Origin of the sequence: Flaviflexus sp., from assembly GCF_041440645.1 — a bacterium.
GTDB lineage: Bacteria > Actinomycetota > Actinomycetes > Actinomycetales > Actinomycetaceae > Flaviflexus.
Genome location: NZ_JASDVN010000031.1, coordinates 1 through 23,706 on the forward strand (window position 1 = coordinate 1; position 23,706 = coordinate 23,706).

Annotated in this window: 18 protein-coding genes; 9 read left to right on the forward strand and 9 right to left on the reverse strand. The window is 61.3% G+C overall.

What is annotated here, in order from left to right:
• The first annotated feature begins 72 nt into the window (after positions 1 to 72).
• From QMB98_RS04130 to QMB98_RS04140, 3 genes are all read left to right on the forward strand, one after another.
• Entirely contained in the window at positions 73 to 999 is a 927-nt protein-coding gene (locus QMB98_RS04130) for an ABC transporter permease (protein ID WP_371684402.1), read from the forward strand.
• 351 nt (positions 1,000 to 1,350) lie between these two features.
• The gene (locus QMB98_RS04135) at positions 1,351 to 1,716 is read left to right on the forward strand and encodes a hypothetical protein (protein WP_371684403.1); all 366 of its coding nucleotides are present in this window, start codon (positions 1,351 to 1,353) and stop codon (positions 1,714 to 1,716) included.
• A 14-nt stretch (positions 1,717 to 1,730) separates the two neighbouring features.
• Entirely contained in the window at positions 1,731 to 4,418 is a 2,688-nt protein-coding gene (locus QMB98_RS04140) for a hypothetical protein (protein ID WP_371684404.1), read from the forward strand.
• A 110-nt stretch (positions 4,419 to 4,528) separates the two neighbouring features.
• On the opposite strand, the gene QMB98_RS04145 is transcribed toward QMB98_RS04140, so the two are convergent.
• Together QMB98_RS04145 and eccCa are read right to left on the reverse strand one after the other, a co-directional pair.
• The gene (locus QMB98_RS04145) at positions 4,529 to 4,996 is read right to left on the reverse strand and encodes a hypothetical protein (protein WP_371684405.1); all 468 of its coding nucleotides are present in this window, start codon (positions 4,994 to 4,996) and stop codon (positions 4,529 to 4,531) included.
• Between the two features lie 417 nt (positions 4,997 to 5,413).
• Entirely contained in the window at positions 5,414 to 9,364 is a 3,951-nt protein-coding gene (gene eccCa / locus QMB98_RS04150; protein ID WP_371684406.1) for a type VII secretion protein EccCa, read from the reverse strand.
• A 180-nt stretch (positions 9,365 to 9,544) separates the two neighbouring features.
• On the opposite strand from eccCa, the gene QMB98_RS04155 reads away from it, so the two are divergent.
• The 5 genes from QMB98_RS04155 to QMB98_RS04175 all read left to right on the forward strand — a co-directional run bounded on the left by QMB98_RS04155 (position 9,545) and on the right by QMB98_RS04175 (position 16,913).
• Positions 9,545 to 10,903: a hypothetical protein gene (locus QMB98_RS04155; RefSeq protein ID WP_371684408.1), complete on the forward strand. Its 1,359-nt coding sequence runs from the start codon at positions 9,545 to 9,547 to the stop codon at positions 10,901 to 10,903.
• Between the two features lie 21 nt (positions 10,904 to 10,924).
• Entirely contained in the window at positions 10,925 to 12,703 is a 1,779-nt protein-coding gene (gene eccD, locus QMB98_RS04160; protein WP_371684409.1) for a type VII secretion integral membrane protein EccD, read from the forward strand.
• Between the two features lie 3 nt (positions 12,704 to 12,706).
• On the forward strand, positions 12,707 to 14,056 hold the full coding sequence (gene eccB / locus QMB98_RS04165; protein ID WP_371684410.1) for a type VII secretion protein EccB: 1,350 nt from the start codon (positions 12,707 to 12,709) through the stop codon (positions 14,054 to 14,056).
• Positions 14,053 to 15,288, forward strand: a complete 1,236-nt coding sequence (locus QMB98_RS04170) for a S8 family serine peptidase (protein ID WP_371684411.1) — start codon at positions 14,053 to 14,055, stop codon at positions 15,286 to 15,288. The genes eccB and QMB98_RS04170 overlap by 4 nt, the downstream gene beginning before the upstream one ends.
• Positions 15,289 to 15,554: 266 nt before the next feature.
• The gene (locus QMB98_RS04175; RefSeq protein ID WP_371684412.1) at positions 15,555 to 16,913 is read left to right on the forward strand and encodes an FAD-dependent oxidoreductase; all 1,359 of its coding nucleotides are present in this window, start codon (positions 15,555 to 15,557) and stop codon (positions 16,911 to 16,913) included.
• 248 nt (positions 16,914 to 17,161) lie between these two features.
• On the opposite strand, the gene QMB98_RS04180 is transcribed toward QMB98_RS04175, so the two are convergent.
• The 5 genes from QMB98_RS04180 to QMB98_RS04200 all read right to left on the reverse strand — a co-directional run bounded on the left by QMB98_RS04180 (position 17,162) and on the right by QMB98_RS04200 (position 20,599).
• Positions 17,162 to 17,863 carry a hypothetical protein gene (locus QMB98_RS04180; protein WP_371684413.1) on the reverse strand — a complete coding sequence of 234 codons (702 nt, stop codon included), beginning with the start codon at positions 17,861 to 17,863 and terminating at the stop codon, positions 17,162 to 17,164.
• Positions 17,864 to 17,903: 40 nt separating this feature from the next.
• Positions 17,904 to 19,490 carry a hypothetical protein gene (locus QMB98_RS04185; protein ID WP_371684414.1) on the reverse strand — a complete coding sequence of 529 codons (1,587 nt, stop codon included), beginning with the start codon at positions 19,488 to 19,490 and terminating at the stop codon, positions 17,904 to 17,906.
• Positions 19,491 to 19,499: 9 nt separating this feature from the next.
• Positions 19,500 to 19,895, reverse strand: coding sequence for a hypothetical protein (locus QMB98_RS04190; protein ID WP_371684415.1), 396 nt, complete (start codon positions 19,893 to 19,895; stop codon positions 19,500 to 19,502).
• A 62-nt stretch (positions 19,896 to 19,957) separates the two neighbouring features.
• Positions 19,958 to 20,248 carry a WXG100 family type VII secretion target gene (locus QMB98_RS04195; protein ID WP_371684416.1) on the reverse strand — a complete coding sequence of 97 codons (291 nt, stop codon included), beginning with the start codon at positions 20,246 to 20,248 and terminating at the stop codon, positions 19,958 to 19,960.
• Between the two features lie 33 nt (positions 20,249 to 20,281).
• Positions 20,282 to 20,599 (reverse strand): WXG100 family type VII secretion target, encoded by a 318-nt coding sequence (locus tag QMB98_RS04200; RefSeq protein WP_371684417.1) that lies wholly within the window; start codon positions 20,597 to 20,599, stop codon positions 20,282 to 20,284.
• A 274-nt stretch (positions 20,600 to 20,873) separates the two neighbouring features.
• Between QMB98_RS04200 and QMB98_RS04205 the strand changes: the two genes are divergently transcribed.
• Positions 20,874 to 21,968 (forward strand): LPXTG cell wall anchor domain-containing protein, encoded by a 1,095-nt coding sequence (locus QMB98_RS04205; protein WP_371684418.1) that lies wholly within the window; start codon positions 20,874 to 20,876, stop codon positions 21,966 to 21,968.
• 163 nt (positions 21,969 to 22,131) lie between these two features.
• Here the strand turns inward: QMB98_RS04205 and QMB98_RS04210 are convergent, their stop codons facing one another.
• The gene (locus QMB98_RS04210; protein WP_371684419.1) at positions 22,132 to 23,334 is read right to left on the reverse strand and encodes an MFS transporter; all 1,203 of its coding nucleotides are present in this window, start codon (positions 23,332 to 23,334) and stop codon (positions 22,132 to 22,134) included.
• A 174-nt stretch (positions 23,335 to 23,508) separates the two neighbouring features.
• A partial coding sequence (locus QMB98_RS04215) for a hypothetical protein (protein WP_371684420.1) occupies positions 23,509 to 23,706 on the reverse strand: 198 nt, incomplete at its 5' end.

Genomic DNA, 23,706 nt, shown 5'->3' on the forward strand with positions numbered 1-23,706 from the left:
AACTGTCACCTATGTCCTGATACAGAAACGTCACCTATGTCTTGAGACATCACACCGTGAAGGGGATGCGCTGTGAATGATCAAATCGTCATGACGGGGATCGGCCTAGCGGTTGTCCTGACCCTCACGCTCCTCCTTCATCGCTACGCCGGCATTGGCCTTGGCTGGCAGCCGGCCATTGCCGGCGTGCGAGCAATCCTTCAGCTTGCCGTCATCGCTCTTATCCTCAATGGCGTGTTCTCCCAGCCGTGGACGGCCGCCCTCTTCGTTGTTCTCATGATGAGCGTCGCAGCCTTGACCGCATCGGGCCGACTCAAGGATCTGCACCGTGGCCGGGTTGCGGCCATAGCCGGTGTCTGCACCGCCGCGATCATCTCCATCACCCTCGTGTTTGCGTTGCGGATGATTGAGTTCGAGGTCCGCTACATCATTGCCATTGCCGGCATTGTCATCGGGAACTCCATGTCGGGCGTGACCCTGACGGGACGCAACTTCATGCGCTCCTCGTACGCGCACCGAGGAGAAGTCGAGGGCTGGTTGGCACTGGGCGCACGCCCCCGCCAAGCCTTTGCTCGGATCAGTCAGGAGTCGATTCGCGAGGCACTCATTCCCACCATCGACCAAACCAAGTCCACGGGTCTCGTGACCCTGCCGGGAGCATTCGTTGGTGCCATCATGGGTGGCGCTTCCCCTGTTGAGGCGGCGCGCTTCCAGGTGGTGGTTCTCGTGACCGTCATGCTTGCCATCACCATCGGTGGCATCATCACCACCCGCATCCTCTCCACCTCTCCCGTCGTTCCCATCCCTCCGGATGAGCGGGACAACGGGCAAAAACCCGCACCCTCATCGTCAACGCCCTCCAAGGATTCCGAACAGCCCGGCCCGGAAGGTAGCTCGAGCTCTGAGTCGGACATGGTCATTGAGGAAGAAACCGATGAGAAAGCAGAGACCGGGGCGTCAAATAGGAAAGCTTCCAACTCGTCCGAGCGTCGGGGTTAGTCGTTCGCGAGCCCCTCACCAGGAACGCCTTCACGCTTCTCCCGTGCCCCGTGCTCTCGTCATGGGCGCCATTGCCGCCCGTTAATACCACAGCACTATTCTCCCGTTCAAACGCTGGTGGAGTTCTTCCCAACTGGCCTCCCAGCGTCCCTTTGAGCCTCTTTCTGCCATAGATTGGCAAGAGGAAAGTCGTCACGACTGGCAGGATCGGACAGCCGCCGACGATTTGAGAACGGTGAACTTCTCGTGAACAAACCGTCCTCGGGTCGAGGGTCAGAGTCCGATTTGCATAGTCTGGAAGAGGAATTTTGGCAGAATCGGCCATTGCATCACGGCCGTAAGGGGACAGGCATGAACGAGATCCAATTCGACTGGGATGCTGCCGGCATCACCGCAAAAACAGACTGGACGGACTCTCAAACGTTTGTAAACATCGCGGGAGGTGTCCAGGAGTTGCTCGATAACGTCCGCTCATCGATCGTGATTCTTCCAGTCGACCAAGTCGGCGGTTCCAACAAGTGCACCAACGACGGCGTCAACTCGTTACGATCACAGTCCGACAACGCCATCAACACGCTGTACAACATCACCCAGGAGCTCTCCGATGCTTGCGCGATGCTGGGTTCCGGCACGGAAGCAGCGTCCGCGAACTTTGATGACACCGAGCAGAACATCACGCAAGACTTCGATTTCCTGACCAGTGAGGCGGCAAGCTAATGGGATACTCACGCATGAGCGGAAGCGCAGCACTTCCCAAGCCCACCAACACGCCAAGTCCGACCGTGTCCGACTTTGGTGGATCCTTCGAGAACATCGGCGGCGCCTACGGTGAGACGCAGGTAGTCGCGCACGGCCCCAACCTCGTCAACTGGATTGGCCAATCCGCTGATGCCTACACCCACGAGAGCCTCGACATTCAGAGCGCGGCAATGGCGGTGCAGGAAGTGCTTGGCACGATCAGCGGCGAATACGGCACCTACCACGAGACGTTCCGGCATCTCGTGGATGTCACGATCCCGGATTATCAGCAGCAGTGGGACCAGGCGATTGAAACCCACGATGAGAACGTCGAAACCACTGAGGCTGAGATGGCATCGGCACGGGCCGCAACCCCTCCCGATGTCGTATTTGACGACTCCTCGTTCCTGGCTGAGATCCAGAGGCAACACGAGAACCTTGAAGAAACCCAGGACGAGCTCGCTCGCCTCTACAACTCAGCTGTCAGCACCGTCGACGATGCGGCATCAACCGCTGGCGGGAACATCATCGCCGCACTCGAAACCATCGTGACGATGGGAGAGGGTGGCGCGCCACCGAATCGCACATCCGTTGGCAATTCGCTCTTCGGTGACAATGGCGGGATCCTTGGCGCCCAACAGCAACTTGAGCAGGCATCGGTCGATGCTGAGGACGCTGCCGACATTCTGTCCGATGTTGATGAGTATGGCTTCCCAACCGAGGAGGCGCTACGGGAATTCAATGACAAGTACGGGCAGCGAATGGCAAACGATCCGTTCTTCGCCACGGCCTTCTTCAATGAGTTTGGAGTCGACGAACTCAATGCCCTCATGGGCCGAGTCGGTTACATGAATGCGCCAATGACTCTTGAGCAACAGGAGGAGATGGAGGAAGCTCTCGGGCACTTTGGTGCGGGCCTCATCTTGGCAACGGGTGGCACCAACGAGATTTCCGACGCCGCTTTGAGCCTGGATGGTCAGGCAGGCGAACTGGCACGCTACAGGCAGAGTGTGTGGGATTCCTGGAACGCTTCCGGCATGGGCGAATCATTTGATTTCGATGGATTCGATGGGCTCGACGACTGGCGCGAGAGCTTTCAGGGGGACATGATCGAGGCCGGACGCAACATGTGGGATTCAGATGGAAACCCCAACAGCTGGGACTCTTACGCGGGTGGAACTTCGGGCTACTCTGCCATGACTCAAATCATGGCTCTCGCGGCACAGGATAATCCCAACCTCGCCCTTGGGGACAGCTTCCTCAACGGCCCCAACTCAGTTGCGCACGACATTGTTGCATGGAATCACGAGGCGAACTTCCTGTGGGATTCGAATGGGGCAATGTCCTTCCGGTTACTTCCAACCATGGGCGACGATGGCATTCCAGCCGATCCGGTGCTTAACATGCTTGGTCTTATGGATGGCACAGGTGAACCTGCCCAGACATTCCTTAACTCCACCACAGCTTTCGATGTGGACCACGATAGAGACCGCGACACAGACGCAGTTCCCATGGAGATGACCCGTTACTTGGTTGGTCATAAGCCATGGCTCGCGGGCACCGCAGCCTGGGAAGATAATGGCGACGCACTTGGCGAACTACTGCACGAAGCCACCTCAGTTGATCCATCAAGCCAGGCCAGCGCAAACATCGCTTATCAGTTCATTGAAGGCTACACCGAGGGCTTGGCCTTCGATAACGACTTCCAGTGGATCGGCGATGGCGACCAGGTGGACGGCGAGGACAAGTTTGGTCACTTCAACTCCGGCCTGCGGAGTTGGGCAGGTTTCATCCTTGACGACTACATGAGCGACATTGCTGACGGCATCATTACGCCGGGTAGCTCAAGCGGTGTGATTATGGACCCGAGCGGGGATGGCTACAAAATCGTGCTCGACGCAGAGTTGCGAGATCAAATCATTGGTGATGACAGAGAAAGCCTGTTCACGGACCTCGCATTCGACAACCCCGAGCAAAACGAGGACGGCACGTGGGTTGGTGGACGACCTCCCGCACTCAATACGCTCATTGACCAATCGATTATGGAAATGAACGCCGATCTCGTCTATGCGATGGAACAGGACGACGACGGTATGATCCACGAGGCGAACGCCAACTGGGGCAATGTCCTCGTACAGTTGACGACCTCAGAAGCGGACAAGAATACGGCGGTCGGAGAGGCCTACGACAACCGAAACGCCTATCTGCAGGGCGTTCTCAAGGCCGGCTACGGAGCCATTCCCTTCAGTGAGATACTCGAAACCCCCGGTCAGAAATGGGCCCAGGGTCAGATCAAGAATCTCGGGCTACTCGACGCGGGACTTGAAGCCTTCCTCCCAACAGATAACGCCGCCGCAGGCCAAGCGCAGCAGGTCAATGACCACAATGCTGTCGAGGTATTGGTCCGCGAGCAGTTCTACTCCGCTGTCAGCCAGAACACGAACTGGTCCGTTGGGGCGGACCCCGTTGACATGTTCGGTCCGGGTGGCGCGTACTCGCAGTACGACATTCTTGACAGTGACGGAAACTTCATCCCTTACTCGCAGATGACTGCCGAAGAGAAGATCGCATTCGAGCAGTGGGTTACCGACCACGAGTACGGTGCGGGTTCACGCTTCGATGAGCACGTTCAGGACATTGAGGGCAACCTCAACGATGCTCAGCAGGAGGGTGACGAGTAGCCCGCCGGGCCACTCAATTGAGCAGTTGAACGGCTGAACAAACTTGGGGCCAGTTCTTCATGAACTGGCCCCAACCCTATGCATCTGTAGCAACGTGATAGCCGCTGCGACTACCGCCTGAAGTCGATCGACTTGAAGGCATCGCTGAGGTCTTGTGGGAACTCGCCGTCTGCATCGGCATGGATTGCAACCTTGTAGGTCGCGTCGTTGGCGTCAGCATGCCAGTACTGGAAAGGTGCTTCCGTCCCGTTCTGAATGAGTGTGCCTTCGTAGCCGTAGAAGGTTGTGTCGTCCACTTCAACTGGATCCAGTGCAACGATGTCCGAGTATGAGCTTGTGTTCTCCGCATCGGACTCCATGACTGCAGCCGAGTAGCTTTCAGCACCATTCCTTGTCGGACCGAGGTTCGCGACGGTCAGATATGCAAAGTCGGGGCGGTCCGTCCCGGGCTCAAGTTCTGCCAGGTCGGTGTCCGCTGGGACGATCATGAGGATGTAAATATCGAGTCCGGGGATGTTGTCCGTCAGGGCTGTCCAGCCGTCCGGAACCTGCATGCGTAGTTGGCGATCAATTTCCACTGTCTCTCCTTGGATTGGTTCCTGCGACTGTGACTGCGTGGTCGTTGGCGATGGCTCTTCTGAAGTGTTTCCGGTGCAGGCGCTGAGCGCCAGCAAAAGAACGGCAGGCACAGCCCACATCTTCACACCGGTTCGACGCGTCATCCTCAGAAATCCATTCTCACGTGTGTAATCGTCTACTGAATCCTACCGGCGGGCAGTGAAACCCTGCCAGGTGAGAGGAACCCTGTTCAGCAAACATTAACCATCGGACAAGCGGACAGATCCGTGGAACAGAAAAGTCCCTGCCGCTCAGTTGCGAGGGCAGGGACCTAACATGTGGCCTATCTAGTAGGTCATGTGGAGTTGGTTCTTACTTGTCACCGATTCTCCTCGGAATTCGTGAAGGAACGCATCGAACCGTGATGGGACCGCGGCTCAGTCCAGCTTCGGGATCTCCCAGGCGATCTGGAGCTGTTCCCTTGGGACCTCGCGTGATCGGAACTGAGCCCTGCCTGGATTGGCGACCTGGGGCTTGAGCCTGCCGAGGATCTGACCGTCTTCCGGGGAACCGGGAAGGAGCATACCGGGGACGGCGAGGTCCGTCATGGCCTGCATCACCGGTTCGTACAGGGCGCGTTGCGCACCGCCCGAACGACGGGTCAGGATGATGTGCAGTCCCAGGTCGTGAGCCTGGGCCATGAGGGGCTGGAAGGCCGCCACGGGGTTGCCCGAGGGAGTGTTGACCAGGTCGTAGTCGTCCACCATGATGAACACTTCCTTGCCCGTCCACCAGGACCGGTCACGCAACTGCTGGGGCGTGACGTTGGGGCCGGGCAGGCGGATCTTCAGGTAGTTGGCAAGCCCGGAGAGCTGCTCCATCGCCTGATCCGCTGTTGTGTAGTAGCCACCAATGAACTCCTCCGGGAGCTCCCCCAGAAGGGACCTGCGGTAGTCCACGGCAAAGATCTGTGCCAACTCGGGCGTGTAGACCCTGGCGATCTCGGCTGCGATGAGGCGGAGCGTTGCCGTCTTGCCTGAACCCTGGCCGCCGTAGAAGAAGAAGTGGTCGTTCTTGAAGAAGTCGATGCCGAACGGCTCGAGGCGGGACTCGTTGATACCGAGGAGGATCCTGCGGTCGTCCGTCCCCGCCATCTCGCGGACCGTCTCGATGCTGATCTCGAGGGGTAGCTCGCGCAGCTTCGGCCCGGGCTTGCCCTTCCATGCCTCGTTCACCTTGGACACAAGGTCACGAACACCGGTCGAGATCGAGCTCGGATCTTGGGACCCATCGACCCTGGGTAGCGCACCAAGGAAGTGGTGCTTGCTGGGCTCGAGGCCGCGTCCCGGAACCCTGTCAGGCACGTTCTTCGCGATCTTACGATCGATCTCGGAGTCCAGCGGATCACCGAGGCGCAGCTCGAGTCTCGTGCCGAACATGTCCTTGACCTGGGTGCGGAAGTTCATCCAGCGCAGGCCCGAGGCGATGACGTGGAGGCCAAAGTTGAGGCCTCGGGGCATGATGTTCTGGAGCCTCATCTCGACCTGGTCGAAGTCGGCGCGCAGGGTCGCCCAGTTGTCGACAAAGAGGAAGATGTCGCCGTAGCCATCGTCAACCTCACCGGCCGCCCTCATGCGCCGGTACGTCTCCATCGAGTCTATTCCGTTGTTCGCAAAGAACTGTTCGCGATCATCAATGATTGAGGTGATTTCGGCCGCGATGCGATTGACCCGATCGGTGTCCCTACGGAGCGCGATGCCGGCGGTGTGGGCGAGCTCCCGGAAGGGGGCGAAGGTACCGCCACCGAAGTCCATGACATAGAACTGGACCTCCTGCGGGGTGTGGGTGAGGGCAATCGTTGACAGGATCGTCCTCAGCAGAGTTGACTTACCCGACTGGGGGCCGCCGATGATGGCGGCGTGGCCGCCAGCACCGGACAGGTCAACAATGAGGGTGTCGCGGCGCTGCTCGTAAGGGCGGTCCACCTCGCCAACGGGAATGGTGAACGCTCCCGCGCCACGCCAGCCCTTCGACACGTAACCGAGGTCCGGGTCAATGCCCAGGTCTCCCATGAGCTGGTCGAGTGTGGCGGGCATGTTGAGCGGGTCGAGCCACACCTTGTGAGCATCCGGACCCTTCCCCGCCATGCGGGAAACAGCGATATCGAAGGTGGTCTCGGTTTCCTCCTCGTCGAGGAAATCCTCCTCCTCGATGATCTCCGGCTTGAGAATCTCGTCTTCCTCGTCCTGCTTGAGGCGCACGGGAGCCGCGGTGAAGTTGACGATCGCGATCTCCTTGGACTCGACCTCTTCCTTGTGCTCGATGACGGGGGCGGAGGAGAGCCTGCGGCGCGGGGGCGGACCGGACACGTAGGAGGCGCGGAACCTTCTCATCGTGTTCTGATCTTCCTTGAGGTAACCGACACCCGGGATGGGCGGTAGCTCGTACGCGTCGCCCACGCCGAGAACAGTCCTCGACTCCGCCGCGGAGAACGTGCGTAGACCAATGCGGTAGGACAGGTGGGAGTCGAGACCACGCAGGCGGGACTCTTCGAGCCTCTGGGAGGACAGAAGCAGGTGGATGGCGAGGGAGCGACCGAGGCGACCGATCGCGACAAACATGTCGATGAAGTCGGGCTTCTCAGCCAGGAGTTCGGAGAACTCGTCCGCCACGATAAGAAGCGCGGGAAGCGGTTCAAGGTCGCTGCGGCCGTCCTTGCGGGCCTTCTCGTAGTCCTGGACGTTCTTGAAGTTACCTCCGGCGCGCAGGAGTTCCTGACGGCGAGCCATCTCGCCACGCAGAGCGTCCTCCATGCGGTCAACCAGCGTGAGATCGTCACCAAGGTTGGTGATGATGGCGGACACGTGCGGCAGGCCGCTCATGCCAGCGAAGGTGGCGCCACCCTTGAAGTCGATGAGGACGAAGTTCAGTTCATCCGAGGAGTGGGTCATCGCGAGCGCTAGCACGATCGTCCGGAGCACCTCGGACTTGCCGGAACCGGTGGCACCAATAATGAGGCCATGCGGGCCCATGCCCTGCTGGGCCGATTCCTTGAAGTCGAGGTAGACGGACTTACCCTCGGGGGTGAGACCGATGGGAACCCTGAGCTTGTCCCTGTTGAGGCGGGGTCGCCACGACTGCGCGACATCGAGGTCCCGAACGTCACCGATGCCGAGAAGATCGACGAGTTCAGCGGAAGCCTCTCCGACGGCCTCGTTCTCTTCGGCCGCGGAGTCATCCCCAGGAGCGGCAAGCATCGGGCTTGTAAGCCTGCGGGCCACAGCCTCGGCTTCGGCGATGGTGATGGAGTCGGCGTTGCCGTTGATGGGTTCGAAGCCGATCTGGAGGAGGGAGAGCGCTCCGTTGCGGAGGTTGAGTCGGATCGTTGAGGGGTCGGTCAGTGACTCCCACGATTCAGGCAGGTCAATGATCGTGACGCCAAGAACGCCGTCGGGGGTGATGATCGGGTGATCGCTCGGGACCCGCACACCGTCGTTCACGATGATGAGGTGAGGGAGTTCCGTGCCGCCCTCGTTGGGTGTGAACCTGGGGCGGTCCGATAGACCATCGGGTAGAAGGTCGACGAGGTTATCGGGATCGGTGTCGACCATGCGGGCTGGGCCCACGGCGTCGCGGATGCGGTCGGACTGGACGTGGGGAAGCCACTTCACCCAGTCCCATTCGTCCATCGACTCTTCCTTCGTCAGGACAGCGATCTTCAGGTGGTCCTCGGAGAGGAAGGAGGCGAGGTGAACCACCATGGCCCTGGCCAGTCCGCGCACGTCCTTGACCCTGCCGGTCAGCTGAACCCGGGAGACCGAGGCGAGGTTGACGCCGAGGGGCAGGTCGTCAAGGGTCTGATAGGCAGCCATGAATCTCGCTCGTGCGGATTCGGCAACCGGGTCGGTTTCCCCAAGTTCCGTTGATTCTTCTGGTTCGTGGTCGGTTGCGAACGGTTGATCGGCGGAGCCGATTCGGCACAGCAGGAACTCTTCGTCGGAGGTCTCGCGTTCCGCGATCCTAGAGCCCTCATCAAGGATCAGCGGGAGGTCGGCCGGGTGGGGCAGGAACCACTGCGTGAACTCGCGCTGCATGTCCTCCGCCTTGCGGGCGTTCTTCCGCAGGGTGGCAATGTAGTTGAGGTACTCGCGGCGCGACCCGGTGACGGCATCGCGATGCTGGACTCGGTTGCGGTAAATATTGAGGCCGGCAACGCCCACCATGGCCACCATGAACGCTCCCGACATGAGGAGCATCTGGGGGGACCTGTTCGAGGAGAGCGCCATCACGGCCATCATGCCCATGGAGCCGAACATCGGCAGGATCATGGCGAGGGTACCTGTGATGCCCTCGGAACGAACAACGTTTGGCGGGGTCTTAACGATCACTGTCTCCTGCGGCGGAGGACTGGGACGCTGTCGTTTTGTGCGGGCCATGTAATTCCTTTCGTTGTCCGGAGGGGACACCGAAACACGTGATCAACTTCTGCACCTGTCGGGCTCATACGTCATACTAGTGGTTGTCCGACAGTCATGTATTTTGAGAACGCGATCCAGCGAGGAGAGGTGATGGCAAGCTCGAGAACAATCTCCGACAGCTCCCTGATCACTCTTATCCTTGACGACGGAAATCATCGCACGGACCTTGCTTTTCCCGCGGGAGTTACCCTGCAGGAGGCAATGAACGCGGTCGATATTGGTCGGCTCCGCCCCTACACCTTGACCGGCCGGCTCATGCGTCCCGGTGCGGTGCTTGGGCAGGACATCTCCTCCGGGGCACTCATTCTGCTCCGGAGCGAAGGCTGGGATGTGGAACCGAAGATCATTCCCGTTGATCATTCGGCAGAGGTGCGAGCATCGAACACGACCGTTGCCCTCGGTATCACGGCAATCGTGACAGGCGTGCTGACGGGAATGTGGGCCCTCCTCTTCCAGACCTCTGCCCTGACCCCACCCGACACGTGGGTGTACGCGTCCCTGATCGGCGCGTTCGTGCTCGTCTCCGTTCTCCTTGCGTGCCGCACGTCCGTCGGCAAGCCACTGATCGAGGTGGGTGGCCCCGCCGCCCTCATCTTCGCCGCAGCTTCCCTCTCAACCTTCGTGAACCCAGGCGACCACACCCACCAGCTACTCATCGTGGCCGCTCTCGGCATCAGCATGGTGTCCCTGATCCGCTGGGTTGCGTGCGGGAAAAAGGCGCCGAACATTGGCAACGTGTGCATCGATACCTCGGTCATCATGCTGGTCGTGGCGCTCATTGACGTCGGTGTCATGGTGGCTGGCCTGCCGATCGAGCTCACCGCCGCCATCATCTTTGGTCTGTGTCCACCGCTCCTCAACGCGATCTCTGGATTCTCGATCCGGGTGCCGTCCGATGTTCTCCTCGACTCCGAGGCAGTCATCCGTGAGGCCCCGGCCGTGCGCAACAGGACCGTGGATACCACGGATCCCGATGTCGGCAATCTGATGTTGATCTCGGCAGCTCGAAACAGGCTGTGGACCTTCCTCACCTGCCTCGGCCTCCTCATCACGGCCCCGGCGCTGGTGAACCTCGTGGCCATCGACTCGTGGCGCGGAACTGTCGCTTTCTTCGCGTTCCTCACCGCGATCGCGGCCTGCCTGCTCGTTCCGAGGAAGTCCTCCAGCCGCTTTGTTCGCGTCCTCCCGAGGATAGCCGCCGGCTATCTCGTCACCCTCCTTGCCCTGTCGGGTCAGCTCCGCCTCGATCCGTTCGTGACCGCCGTGATTCTGCTGTGCATGGCGGGCCTGTTCATCGGCGCCACGTTCTTCATGAAGCCGGAGCGACGCTTCTACGGCTTCTCCCGAATCGGGGACATCCTGCAGTCCCTGTCTGTCGCATCGTCTCTTCCATTGGCGCTGGCCGCAATCGGCGTCATCTCTCTTGTCCGAACCGGAGGTTTGGGCTGATGTCTCGCGTGAGGTTAGATCATGAATCCACCTGGTGACCGTAACTCCCGACGCAACAAGCGACGGGCGCAGAAGGCTAACGAGGCCCAGCCGCCCAACTACCCGAACCCACCCTTCCCGCAACAGGGATATGGGCAGGGACAGCCCGGTCGCCCCGGCGGGCAGCAGGCACCCGGCCCCTACCAGCAAGGTCAGCGTCAAGGTCAGGGGCAAGGACCCTACAGTGGTCCACCAGCTGGCCAGGGGCAGCGCCCTCCTCAGCCTCCGCAGAACCGTCAGGGTGGCCAGCCGCCCTTCGATCCGGGGCAACACTCCGCCCCGGGTACCGGCTTCCAGGCGGGTCAGGGCAATCCCGCGAACTTTGCTCGTCAGCAGTTTGCCGCACCTCCCGCAGCGGCGGGAGCCAACTCTCGTTCCGCCCCGGAGAGCGCGTACAGCGCACCCGAGGCCCGTTCCATTGCTCCGTCAAACGATCCCACGATCATCGGCACGAGGATCGCCTCCAGCATCAGCGAGGATCCCCGATCCTTCCTGCGCGTCACGATCATTCACGAGGACCGCAAGGGCGACCTGCTCCTGCCGGGCAACATCCCGCTCGCGGAGATCCTGCCCTCTTTGGTCCGCAAGTTCACCTCCCTCACCCCTCGCGGGGTCACTCGCGGCTTCATCCTCGTGGGCGTGGATGGCAAGACCCTGAACTCGGGTCGTTCGCTGTTTGATCAGAATGTGAAGGATGGGGCGGTACTCAGCCTCGCCACCCGCGTCAGCGAGCGGGACAAGAAGTACGACGACATTGTTGAGGCCGTGGCCGATGCTGCGGAGGAAACCAACAAGCCCTGGACGGAACAGAACACCGCAACCACCGCAGTGGCCGCCACCGTCATTCTCGTTCTTTCCGCGCTTGCCCTCATGATCCGGGTCCGGACCGACGTCGGCATCACGATCCCGATCATCTCCGGTGTACTCGCCGTTCTTCTCGTCGGACTCTCCTGGGTGCTGCAACGGAGCGGCCGAGACTCCCACGCAGTCACGATCGCGATGGTTGCGTCGCTGGCGGCGGGAGCCACCGGACTCACCATCACGGAAGGGTCCTATACCGAACTCCCGGCCGTCTTCGGCGGACTCGGCATCGTCCTCGTGGCAGGTTTGGCCATGCCGCTACTCAAGCAGTGGCGTGAGCTCCTCACCATCCCCATGATCGTGGGAGCCACGATCGCCATCATCGGCGGGCTCTACATTGCCTTCGACTTCGAGATCTCGTCCGTCTCGGTCACGATCGCGGGTCTCGTTGGCATCGCGATCATGCTCGTCCCGTTCCTCACCCTGCGCATCTCTGGCCTCGACAAGGACCACGAGAAGGTCGACACGAAGGAAACGACGAAGCTCTACACCCGCGGACACCGCCTCATGGTGACGTTCTGGGTCAGCGCCGTCATCATCCTTCTCATCGTTGCCCTCCCCACGATCCAGACCGGCCCCTACGGCATCGCCGTCATGGGCCTCGACACTCTGCTGCTCCTCCTGGCGAGCAGGCGTTCGATCGCCCGCACCGATGTGGCAATCCAGTACGTGGGTGCGCTCGCGGTTTTCGTTGTCACTGCCGCCGCCATCCTCGTCACCTACCCGGACCAGTGGGCGTTCGTGATCGTTGCGCTCCTCATTGCCACCGTCGCGATCGCCGCCTTCGGCCTCGTGCTGGGGCGGACGTGGACATGGACGCGCAGGGTTGGCGACATTGTCGAGTACGCCGCGATCATCCTCATCATTCCCGCCACCGTCCTCGCTCTGGAACTCTGGTAGATCATGGCCTCCACGAAAGACATCCTGTCCGCGCAGCGATTCAATCGCGCGCGGCTCATGACAGCGTTCCAGTCGGGCATGCCCGGGGGTAGGGAACTGACCCCCACCCGGCCCTGGGGTGGCCTCATCGGAGGCCTGCTCCTCACCCTTCTCCTCTTTGGTGTTTCCTGGGTCTCCACCCTGTTCGCACCCTCCCTTCCCGCGAACTGGGAGCACGGCTCCCTCATCACCGACGAGAACACTGGCGCACGCTACGTGTCGATTGACGGCACCCTCCACCCCATCACCAACGCCTCCTCCGCGCACCTCCTGTTCCCTGACAATCTGCGTATCGTGAGCGCGGGCTCCGAGGCTCTGGCTCAGGCCGATATCGGTGCCGAGGTCGGCATCAGCGGCGCACCGGACCAGGTTCCGACCCCCGCCGCAGTCGCCGACCCGTCCCTGCTGACCTGCACAGCCACCGGCGGTGGCACGTGGACGGGAATCAACACGGGCGAGTGGGAGGAATCGAACGATCGCGCCGTTCACGTGACAAGCGATGGTGAGAACTACCTGGTGACGGGCGGATACCGCTACCACCTAGGAAATGACTCCCACTCTGCCGAGCAGATCCTCACGGCCCTGGGCCTCACAGTTCAAACCCCCAAGGCCGCCAACGCGACCTGGCTCAACGCCTTCCCGGAGGGCGAGGAACTCGCGGCCCTCAGCATTCCCGGCATCGGTGAATCCGCGGGCCCAATCGAAGGCGTCGGCGACGATGTCGCCGTCGGTACCCTCCTCGAGGTATCGGACACCGCGAACGCTGGCACCGTGTACCTGGTGCACCGCGAGGGCAGGATCGAACGCCTCTCCCCCGTCATGATCCAGCTGTACTCGATCGGTGAGGGCGGCATCTACTCGAACCCGCTCCCGATCACGACCCGCGATCTTTCCCAGCTTCAGCTCGTCGATTCCCCGACCCGTCCGACGTGGCCGGAGCAGATCGATGGTTTGCTTGAGGAAGAGAAGGTGCCCTGCGGTTACCTAGCAGACTCGACCGGTGAGGACATCGAGTTTGTTATCGGGAAGGAGATTCCGCGGGCTGATGCGATGACCGTGGATGTTGAACCCCAGTCCGGAGCCATCCTGCGCACCCGCACCGATTCCGACATGGGGTACACGTATTTGGTGGACGAGTCGGGAACCATGTACCAGCTCAACCCAGCAACCGAGACGCTGTCCGCCTTCGGTCTTGAGGAGGCTGACTTCCTCACGGTGGCACCCGAGTGGCGCGACCTGCTCTACGACGGTCCCGCACTGTCTGGTTCGAGGGCGTGGGCGACGGTGCCGGAGAGCTCGCGGAGCAACCCGTGAGACGCTTGCTCGCAGCATCGGGGCTCGTTCTCGCGCTCCTCAGCCCAGGCGCCGCCTTCGCGGCCCCGGAACGCGAGTCCTCGTTTAACGACATCTCGTGCCCCGCCGACCAGAACGACATCGACGAACCACCCCAGGGCCGGCTCTCGTACGACGTTCTCGGGTTGACCGCGGCACACCAGTTCGCGACCGGGGAAGGTGTGCGCATTGGGCTCATCGATTCCGGTGTGAACCCGAACCACGCGTCCCTCCAGGGAGCGAACATCGAGGGCGGGGCGGACTTCACGGACTCGGATGGGGCGACGACGGACAATTTCGGATCCGGAACCACCTACGCTTCCTTCCTTGTTGGGAGCACGGACGGAATGTACCCAGTGCGGGGGCTCGCACCGGACGCGACCATCGTTCCCATCAAGATTCTCGACCGCGTCCCAGAGAACATGGACAACGCCTACATTGAGGCAACGGCGGGGCGTCTCGCCGAGGGAATCAACTGGGCCATCGACAACGACATCGATCTCGTTGTCACCGCGCTCGCGCTCCCCCGCGGCTTCCCCAGTCTCGAGCAGGCTGTGGCCCGCGCAGAAGCCGAGGGCCTTCTCATCATTGCTCCCGCCGGCGAACTGACATCCGACGATGATGAGCCGGAGACCGATGCTGATCGGGCGCGCTTCCCTGCCTCCTACGACTCGGTGTTCTCGGTCACCGCGGTGGCGCCCGATGGGTCCTCTTCCGATGCGATGCTCCGCTCCGACCAGGTCGATGTTGCAGCACCCGGGCAGAACATTCCTGGCGCCAGCAACGCAAACAACAACATGAGCTGCGTTGTCGCAAAGGAATACACGTCCTCCCTCAACGCGGCAATCAACGCCGCGGGCGTGGCGGCGCTGGTCATGTCGGCGCACCCGGATGAGGGGCCGGACATGATCACCTACCGCCTTGAGGTGACCGCAATTCGGCCCACTGCGGGCCAGTACAACACGGCCACCGGATGGGGCATTCTCAACCCTTCGGGTGCCATCAACTTTGTTGACGATGGGTTGGCGCACGGCCCCCTCTCCCCCGAGTACGGTGAGCAGGCGGAACCCGAGTTCCAGGGTCAGGACGTACCCGCGATCGAACCGGATCCGCAACGCGTCACGAAGCCCCTCGCCTGGGTTGGTTTGGCAGCGGGTTCCGCGCTCGGACTCGCCCTCCTGCTCGTCGCCGCCGGCAGGTGGCGAAAGAAGTAACTCACAGCTGGTAATCCACGACCGTCACGGACGAACACCGATCGGGACTGCGGGCATGTCCGGCAGTCACGTCTCTGCGAGAATGATTGACCCTCGACTCTCTGTACGCATGCTTGACCTGTTGGACGGCCCTCGTTATTGATCCGAGGAACAACCCTGGTTTTTCGCTGAGTTCCCTGCCCTTTCCCTCCCTCAGGTGCACCGTTCCCGCGGCGTGAAATTGACGACGGGAGTAGTGTCAGAAGTACATCTTCGGGAGGAACATCATGGACTTCGACGTCGCAGTTATTGGCTGGGGCAAGGGTGGCAAAACCATCGTCGGAACCCTTGCTCGAGCAGGCAAAAAGGTGGCGATGATTGAGCAGTCCGCCGACATGTATGGTGGCACCTGTATCAACATCGCCTGCGTCCCCACCAAGGCACTCATCCACTCCGCAGAGACCCGCACCGACCACGAATTTGATCCCGAGTACTTCGCCAGGTCCGTGGAGAAAAGGGATGGGCTCACCGGCAAGCTACGAGCAAAGAACTATTCGATACTGGCGGACCTGGACACAGTCGTTGTCTTCACCGGCGCAGCATCTTTCACTGGACCGAACACTCTCATGGTTACCGGCGGTGACGACACCCTGGAACTCGCCGCCGACACGATCATCATCAACACGGGCTCCACACCCGTAATCCCGGATGTTGCGGGAGCTGAAATTGGGGGCAGGATCCACACCTCAACCACCCTGCAACACGCGCCCCTCCCCAAGCATCTGATCGTGGTGGGCGGCGGCCACATCGGTCTCGAGTTTGCCTCCATGTTCTCCATGTACGGCTCGGAAGTCACGGTTCTCGACAAGAACTCCCGGCCCCTGATCAAAGAGGACCAGGATGTTGCTCAGGAGGTCGTGAACGGACTGAAGGACAACGGGGTGCGGATTGTCTCCGGAGCCACCGTTCACCGCATCGACCAGTCCGATGATTGCGTTGCCATCCAGTACCACTGGAACGATCAGGAGCAGACCGTGCGGGGCGATGCTGTTCTCATTGCCCTTGGCCGAGTTCCAGCTACCGGATCTCTCAACCTCGACGCAGCAGGAATCGACACCACGGACCGCGGCGCCATCAAGGTCAACGAGTACCTCGAGACCTCCGTCCCCGGAATCTATGCCCTTGGTGACGTCAATGGTGGACCGCAGTTCACCTACATCTCCCTCGACGACAACAGGATCGTCACGGACCAGCTCCTGGGAGAAGGCAAGAGGTCGCTTAACGACCGCGTTGCCGTCCCCACCACGCTGTTCACGACTCCCCCCATGTCCAGGGTCGGCATCAACGAAACCGAGGCCCGCGCGCGGGGACTCAACGTCAAGGTTGCCGTCAAGAAGGTCGCCGACATTGCCGCCATGCCCAGGCCGAAGATCGTGGGCGACCCCCGCGGCATCATCAAGTTCGTTGTCGATGCGGATACGGATCTGGTTCTCGGAGCCACCCTCCATCACGTGGACTCCCAGGAGGTCATCAATCTCGCGTCTCTGGCGATGCGAAACAACGTGACCGCAACGGAGCTCAAGAACTCGATCTACACGCACCCATCCTCAACTGAGGCACTCAACGAGGTTCTCGGACTGATCTAGGTCTGAGGCCAAGTCCAAGTGCAGGCGCTGGTCTAGGTCCGCCTTAGAGCAGAACCAGGTCCACCGTAGACACGAGGTGGGGGACGGGATTCAATTCCCGTCCCCCACCTTCCTTGATATTCTTCGACAGTCGTCGCCCATGGGTTCCAACCGTTGCCGTCTCTGCTTCCAGCCTGGTCTGTGCCGATGCGTCGTATGGCGATCCGTCGGGCGTAGCGACGAGCTACGCAGGGTTGACGGTCAGCGAGCTACGCAGGACTGATGGTCAGCGAGTCACGCAGGGCAATCAATTCATCCGGCATTGGCTCATCGCCGTTGCCGTGATGGACGAAGATGCCGATCACGGTGTCGTCGATGTCCGCGAACCAGTACTGGATACGGGAGGTGCCGGACTGGGTGTTGGAGACGACCTCGAAACCAACGAACTGCGTGCCATCGAGAGTGAGGGGCGCCAGCTCGGTGAGGCCCGAGTACCGTTCAGCATCGCTACCGTACGACTGGTACATCGACTCCATCGTGCCCTGAGCATCCAGACCGATCTGCTGGTCGCTCACAATGATCGACTCGAGTGGATCCTCGGGGCCAGTTCCGCCCTTCATGAGGGTGATGAGGTCGAAGTCGGTGATGGCCTCCTCGACGCCGTAGGCTTCCCAGCCCTCCGGAGCATCGATGGTCAGGTTGACCCTGCCCGACAGAGTCGGAGCAGTGAAGGTGCCCTCCCCCGTGCGTGCGTCTTCCGGAGCCTCGGTTGCTTCGTCGGTCTCTTCCGCCACCGTCGTCTCCTCTTTGGTTGCCTCGTCTGCCCGTTCGGTATCCGGCTCGGTCGCGGCTTCTGTCGAGGTTGCGGGCGTCGGGGAGGCTGATTCCGATTCCTCGGAACCAGCCCCGTCCCCACATCCGGCGAGGAGTGCGAGCCCTAGGGCTGCTACTCCAAGTCGCTTGATCGTCATGTTCTTCCTTTGGAGTCACGTATCCGCGTGACTGTCCTGCTTAGTCGAGTTCGACGTCGCGCTGGCCGGCCTCAATGAAGGTCACGGTCGACTCATCGACCAGCTCAGTCGCTGCGTACGACTCGATCGAGTTGTCCTCGCTCTTGTCCTTCTTGCCGCGGCCAGTCACGGGACGTCCCATGATTCCGCGACCGGCGTTCTTACCCGTCGACTTTCCTGCGCCCTGACCGCCTGCGGCTCTGGGAGCGGTTACTCCCCCACGACCGGTCGTTGCGCGACCAGTTCCCGACTTCGGGGCTGCCGCCTTGCCGGTGGTGCCTGCGCGGCCCGCCGCTGCAGGTCGACCCATGCCGGTGGCGCCACGCGCTGCGAAGGTAGCGGGACGAGCGGTACCCGATGCACCCCGTGTTCCTGCGGCGCCACGAGCGGTAGCACCCTTGCCCGCCGCACCTGTACCGCGGGCCGGGGTGGCAGCGCGGGTGGCTGCTCCCTGACCGGGACGAGGCGTGAGGCTTCCCTTCGGGGTTGCCGAAGCTCTGGTGGCTGCTCCCGACCTACCGGTGGCACGGGCCGGAGCCGCACCCCTGGGGGTGGCGCCACGAGCGGCGGCAGTTCCGTTCGCCCGTGCGGTTGCACCGCCGCGGGGGATAGCGGAGGCAGCACGGCTAACGGCCTTGGCCATGGCGGGCAGAGCCGCCGCACCGGCCGCAGCCTTCGCCACACCAAAGGCAGTGTTCTGCGAGGCTTCGAAGGGAACGTTGCTTGCGGCAAAACCATCAGCCGCTGTTGCAACAGCCGGAGGGTTGACCACAGGAGTCGCGTTGTTGATAGGAGTAGCAACTCCTTCACCGACGGCACCCGGGTTCGCGGTGAAGCCCGTGTTGGTCGTTGCGGTTGGGGTCACGGAACCAACGCTTGGTTCGTAGCTGACGTTGGCAGTCGGCTGGGCGGTCGCAACCTGCGGCGAGAAGCTTGCGCGAGAGCCAGCGTTCATGGGCTGAGCAGGATCCGCCTGCGTCGGCATCCAGTTCGTCGCGCTCGAGACATTGGCTCCGGTGTGGGTTGCCGCGGGAGTGATCGTGGAATGGGGAGCGGAATTACCCGCTGCGGCACCCCGCTGGTTGTTGTAACCACCGCCGCCACCCTGGGATACGGGACCGGAGGCCGGGAAGACCGTGGGAAGCTCGCCGATTGCCTGGTTGGTCTGGGTGGCAAGGGCGGCCAATGCGGTGCTGGCTTCTTGCTCGAGACGCATGTACAGCATCTCGCCTCGTGTGACGGTGGCGGGATCCGTGCTTGCCATCATTGTCAGCGCCTGCTGATGCTGGGGCTGAATGGTTGCTGCTCGCTCACCTGCGGTGTCGCCACCGCGGGTTGCCGTGTTGCGAGCGTCCGACAGCTGGTTGACGTTGTCGGCGCGTTCGCGGATCTGCTCGACAAGAGCGGTGATCGACTCGTCGATGGCATCTGCCGTGAGCCCGCGAATGCCCAGGTTTCCGATGAGGGACTGGAGACGGTCAGCAATGTTGTTCAGGTCGCTCTTCACTCCGCGGTAGTTCGCGGTATTGGCGTACGCGTTTCCCGCGTTAAACGGCTGAACTTGATACAAATCTTCAATGGCACCCATTGGAATCTCCTAGACAGGTATGGGGTACGGGCCGCCCAAGTTCTGCTGGGGCGAGACGACAGCGTCGATGGCATCGATCTTGTCGTCGAGTTCTTCCAGGCTCTCCGTGATGTCGTTCAGGTCCTCTGCCGACACCATGTCCGCTTCGATGAGCGCAGCGCGAACGCCGTGGAGATCGACAGCCAGGTTCTCGAAGGAGGTTTTGATGTTGTTGAAGGCAGCGACCAGGTCGTCAACGACACCATCCTGGGGTGCCTTGAACTGGTTCAGTGCCGACTGTGCAGTCCAGTAATCGCCAACAACAGACTGGAGCTGTGTCTGAGCATCACCGAAAGAGTCGGCAATTTCGGTCAAGTTATTGAGTTGGGACCCGAAGACATCAGGGTCGAAACTGACGATCGCCATGTCAGTCCTTTCTTCAACAGAAAGGTGTGCCGTAAGGGACCCTTACGGCACACCCAAACAAATCAGACTGCGTAGAAACGGTTGGCGCCAGCGTTGTCGGTGCCGCCCATGTTCTCTGCAGAGGTACCAACCTGGTTGGAACCCTGCACGAAGATCGCGTTGAGCTCTGCAGCCTTGCGATCCCACTGGGCCTGTGCCGTGTAGTAGGCGCCCGATGCATTACCAACGAAGCGCTCGATGAGCGGGCCAACCTGTGCGGCGAGGCCTTCGAGAATGTCGTCGATGCTGGTCGCGCCCTTGTTCATGTCGGTCTGACCGGTGGAAAGGGCTTCAAGGTCGTAACGCATGTTCATTTCAATACTCCTTAAAAAGTTTCTGAGCTTGGCTTAGTCGATCGTCGAGGTGAGGGTATTGAAGCCGGAGCCGGAATCGGAGTCCGTGCTGTCGAACTCGGAGCTGGTAATGCCGAGGTTGGCTTCGAACTGGTCGAGGATACCCATGAGGCTGGTGAACTTGGTGTTCCAAGCGGACTGGAAGGATGCGAAGGAGTTGGAGCCTTCACCGATCCAGTTGCCGCGCCATCCATCGATCTGACCAGAGACTCGGGTGTTCTCTGTGCGGAGGTCGGTACGTGCAGTTTCTACGAAGTTCCTAATGGCCAGAATCGCGCCGTCTTCGTCCTGAATTACTCCTGGAGTAGGCATTGTTACGTTCCTTTCGGTCTTGACGAGTAACTTGCCACCGAGGTGGTAGCCCGGGGCGGGCCTGGTCACTACTCTTGCACAGGCTCCCCACCCTCGCACCAGCTGAAATTGGATTGTTCACCCCAAGTTCACCTTAGACTTGACCCCATCCGATATCCTCTTAACGGCGATTTATGTGAACATGTGATATCACCTCGTTTGTCACCTTCACGTAAAAATAAATCCCGACAAACCGGGTAAAACCGACCTGATTAGCACCACTGGAGAGTTCCGAATGACTAGCAGAAAAGCCCGAATTGGCGGGGTTTCCCTCGCAGCGATCGCACTGAGTTTAAGTACCGTCCCAGCCTTTGCTGACACGGCCACCACAACTGCCGACGAGGACCTCATTGCCTCCGTCATCTACCTAGCCGAGACCGGTCAGGTCACCCTGACGGGTGAGGAACAGGCAGTTCTTGCCGACGTTCGATCTGGGGAGTCCGCCCCAGGTGAGGACCCCCTGACGGGTTCCGAGCGTCAGATCCTCATCGGCATTCAGGATCGTTCAAACGATCTCCTAGACGATGCTGATGAGAACGGCGAAGAGGACGAAGCAGGCAACCCGGATCCCCAGGAGGATGACCCGGAGGATCCCACCCCCGGTGAAGACGACACCGAGGATCCCGAAGATCCGACCGAGCCCGGCCCAGGCGATCCCGACCCTGAAGAGCCCGGCGACCCGGATCCGACCGATCCAACAGATCCCACGGATCCGACTGATCCTACGGACCCCACCGATCCAACAGATCCCACGGACCCCACCGATCCAACAGATCCCACGGATCCGACTGATCCTACGGACCCGACCGACCCCACAGATCCCACGGACCCGACCGACCCCACCGATCCAACAGATCCCACGGATCCCACGGACCCGACCGACCCCACAGATCCCACGGACCCGACCGACCCCACCGATCCCACTGATCCCACTGATCCCACCGACCCCACGGACCCGACGGATCCCGGCGATCCCGGCGATCCGGATCCGGTTGCTCCCCCGGAGGGCAATAACGGTGGAAACGGTTCCGGTAGCTCCGATAATGGTGGCGGCAATGCGGGCAACGCTGGCTTCACCGGCAACCGTGGTGGCTCTGGCTCGGGTTCGATTCTGGGTAACCTGGGCGAGATCAACCGTCAGTACGGCGTCAACTCGATCATCCCGAGGCAGGCAATTCAGCCCGATCCGGAACCGGTGTCCGCACCCGCCGAGCAACTCCCCCTCACGGGTAGCTCCGTTGAGTACCAGGCAGCGCTTGCTGCCGGGCTGATCTTTGCTGGTGCTGGCGCCATGGCTGTCTCCCGCAAGAAGGGCAAGCACGCCAAGTAAATCCAAGCACACATCGGCCGAACGTGGGATCATGGTCGCATGGCTCTTGCACTCGGCACAGAGCTAACGTCCTCTCAGGACGCCTGATCGACCGGATGGCGTGTTCCCGCGACTAACTGCCGACCAGAACTAACGAGTTCCCGCGGCAACCTGCCGAAAAGAACTAGTCGTTGTCCGCCTGTCGGTAGCCCTTGTAGGCGGAGCCGCGTGCAGGGATCCAGGCGAGGACCGCAAGGATGAGGATGAGTCCCGAGACGGTGAATGCGAAGCTGTAGCCGAAGTGGTCGGCAATGAATCCTGCGAGGAGCGGACCAATAATCTGGCCAATGTCCCCCGCCATCTGAAAAGTCGACACGACCTTGCCCCCGGGCCGACCGTCCAGCACGTCTGCGACGGCGCCCTGCTCGCCGGGTTGGATGAGGCCGGCGCCAATGCCGGCGATCAGGCAGACAGCCACGAGCTGGTAGGGGTTCTCGAGGTTGCCGAAAATGATGGTGAAGATGCCGGAGATGAGAAGGCCGGGAACGATCACTCTCATCCGTCCGTAGCGATCGGACCAGCTACCCGCAATGAGAAGGGAAAGGGCAGTTCCGATGGCGCCGGCGGTCAGCGCCGCACCCGACACCCAGTCGTCAAAGCCGACCGCTACGCCCGTGGCGAGCGGGATCATCGTGAGCCGCACACCCATGTTTGTCCACGCGTGCGAGAAGCCGGTGACCAGCACCGCCCGATAGGTTGGCGAGGCCACTGCTTCCTGCACCGTCATGGGTTCTATGCGGGGAGTGTCGTCCGTGACCGGCTCTCGTTCAGCCTCGGGTAGTGCCACGAGGATGACAAGGAAGGCAAGGAACAGCGTTCCCGCGTAGATGAAGAACGGCAGCCTCATACCCCACACTGCGAGCAGGGAACCGATCGAGGGTCCGAGAATGTTGCCGAGCAGGAACGTGGAGCCGTACAGGGAGGAGGCACGCCCGCGGTGAGCGGGCGGGGACAGCTTGATGATGAGGGACATGGCGGACACGGAGAAGACGATGGAACCGACGCCGCCAAGTCCGCGCAGGATCAGGAGCTGCACGTAGTTCTGCGCGAGGCCGCTCGCGGCCGAAGACAAGGCAACAACCAGGAGGCCGGTCATGTACATCTTGCGCTCACCGAACGTGTCGATGAGCTTTCCACCCGGGGTGGCAAACAGGAGCCTCATCCCAGCAAACACGGAGGTCAGCGCGCTCGCCGCAGTGATGGAAACATCGAAGGTGCGTGCGAACTGGGGGATGATCGGTGCGACGATGCCGTAACCGAGTGCCACAAAGAGTGCCGCCCCAACAAGCACCCAGATCTCCCTGGGCATTCTTTCCTTTTCGCTCACCCATTCCTCACTTCAGTCCGGCATCATTCTATGTATCAACGAGGGCACGCCGCCCGTCTTCGTGACTGCTGGCACATGCCATTCCGTCCGCGATGCTTCCTCCCGTGCCGCTCAGACAATCACCCCCTTCACCCTGGCCCTTAGCCGATGAGTCCTCGCCAAAGAATCCTTGCGCTACTCGCGACGGCTAAGTGAGGCGCGTGCCGTCTCGTGGCCCATCGCGGCAGCGAACGCGCCTTGAACTGCGTGATTGTGGAGCTGACGTGTCGCATATTCGCTAATTTCAAGCCGCCTGGGAGTTCTTCCCATGAATATTGGTGGCTCTTCATAATTGGGGGTGTAGTTTGTTTTGGAATCCGCCGCTGCCCAGGA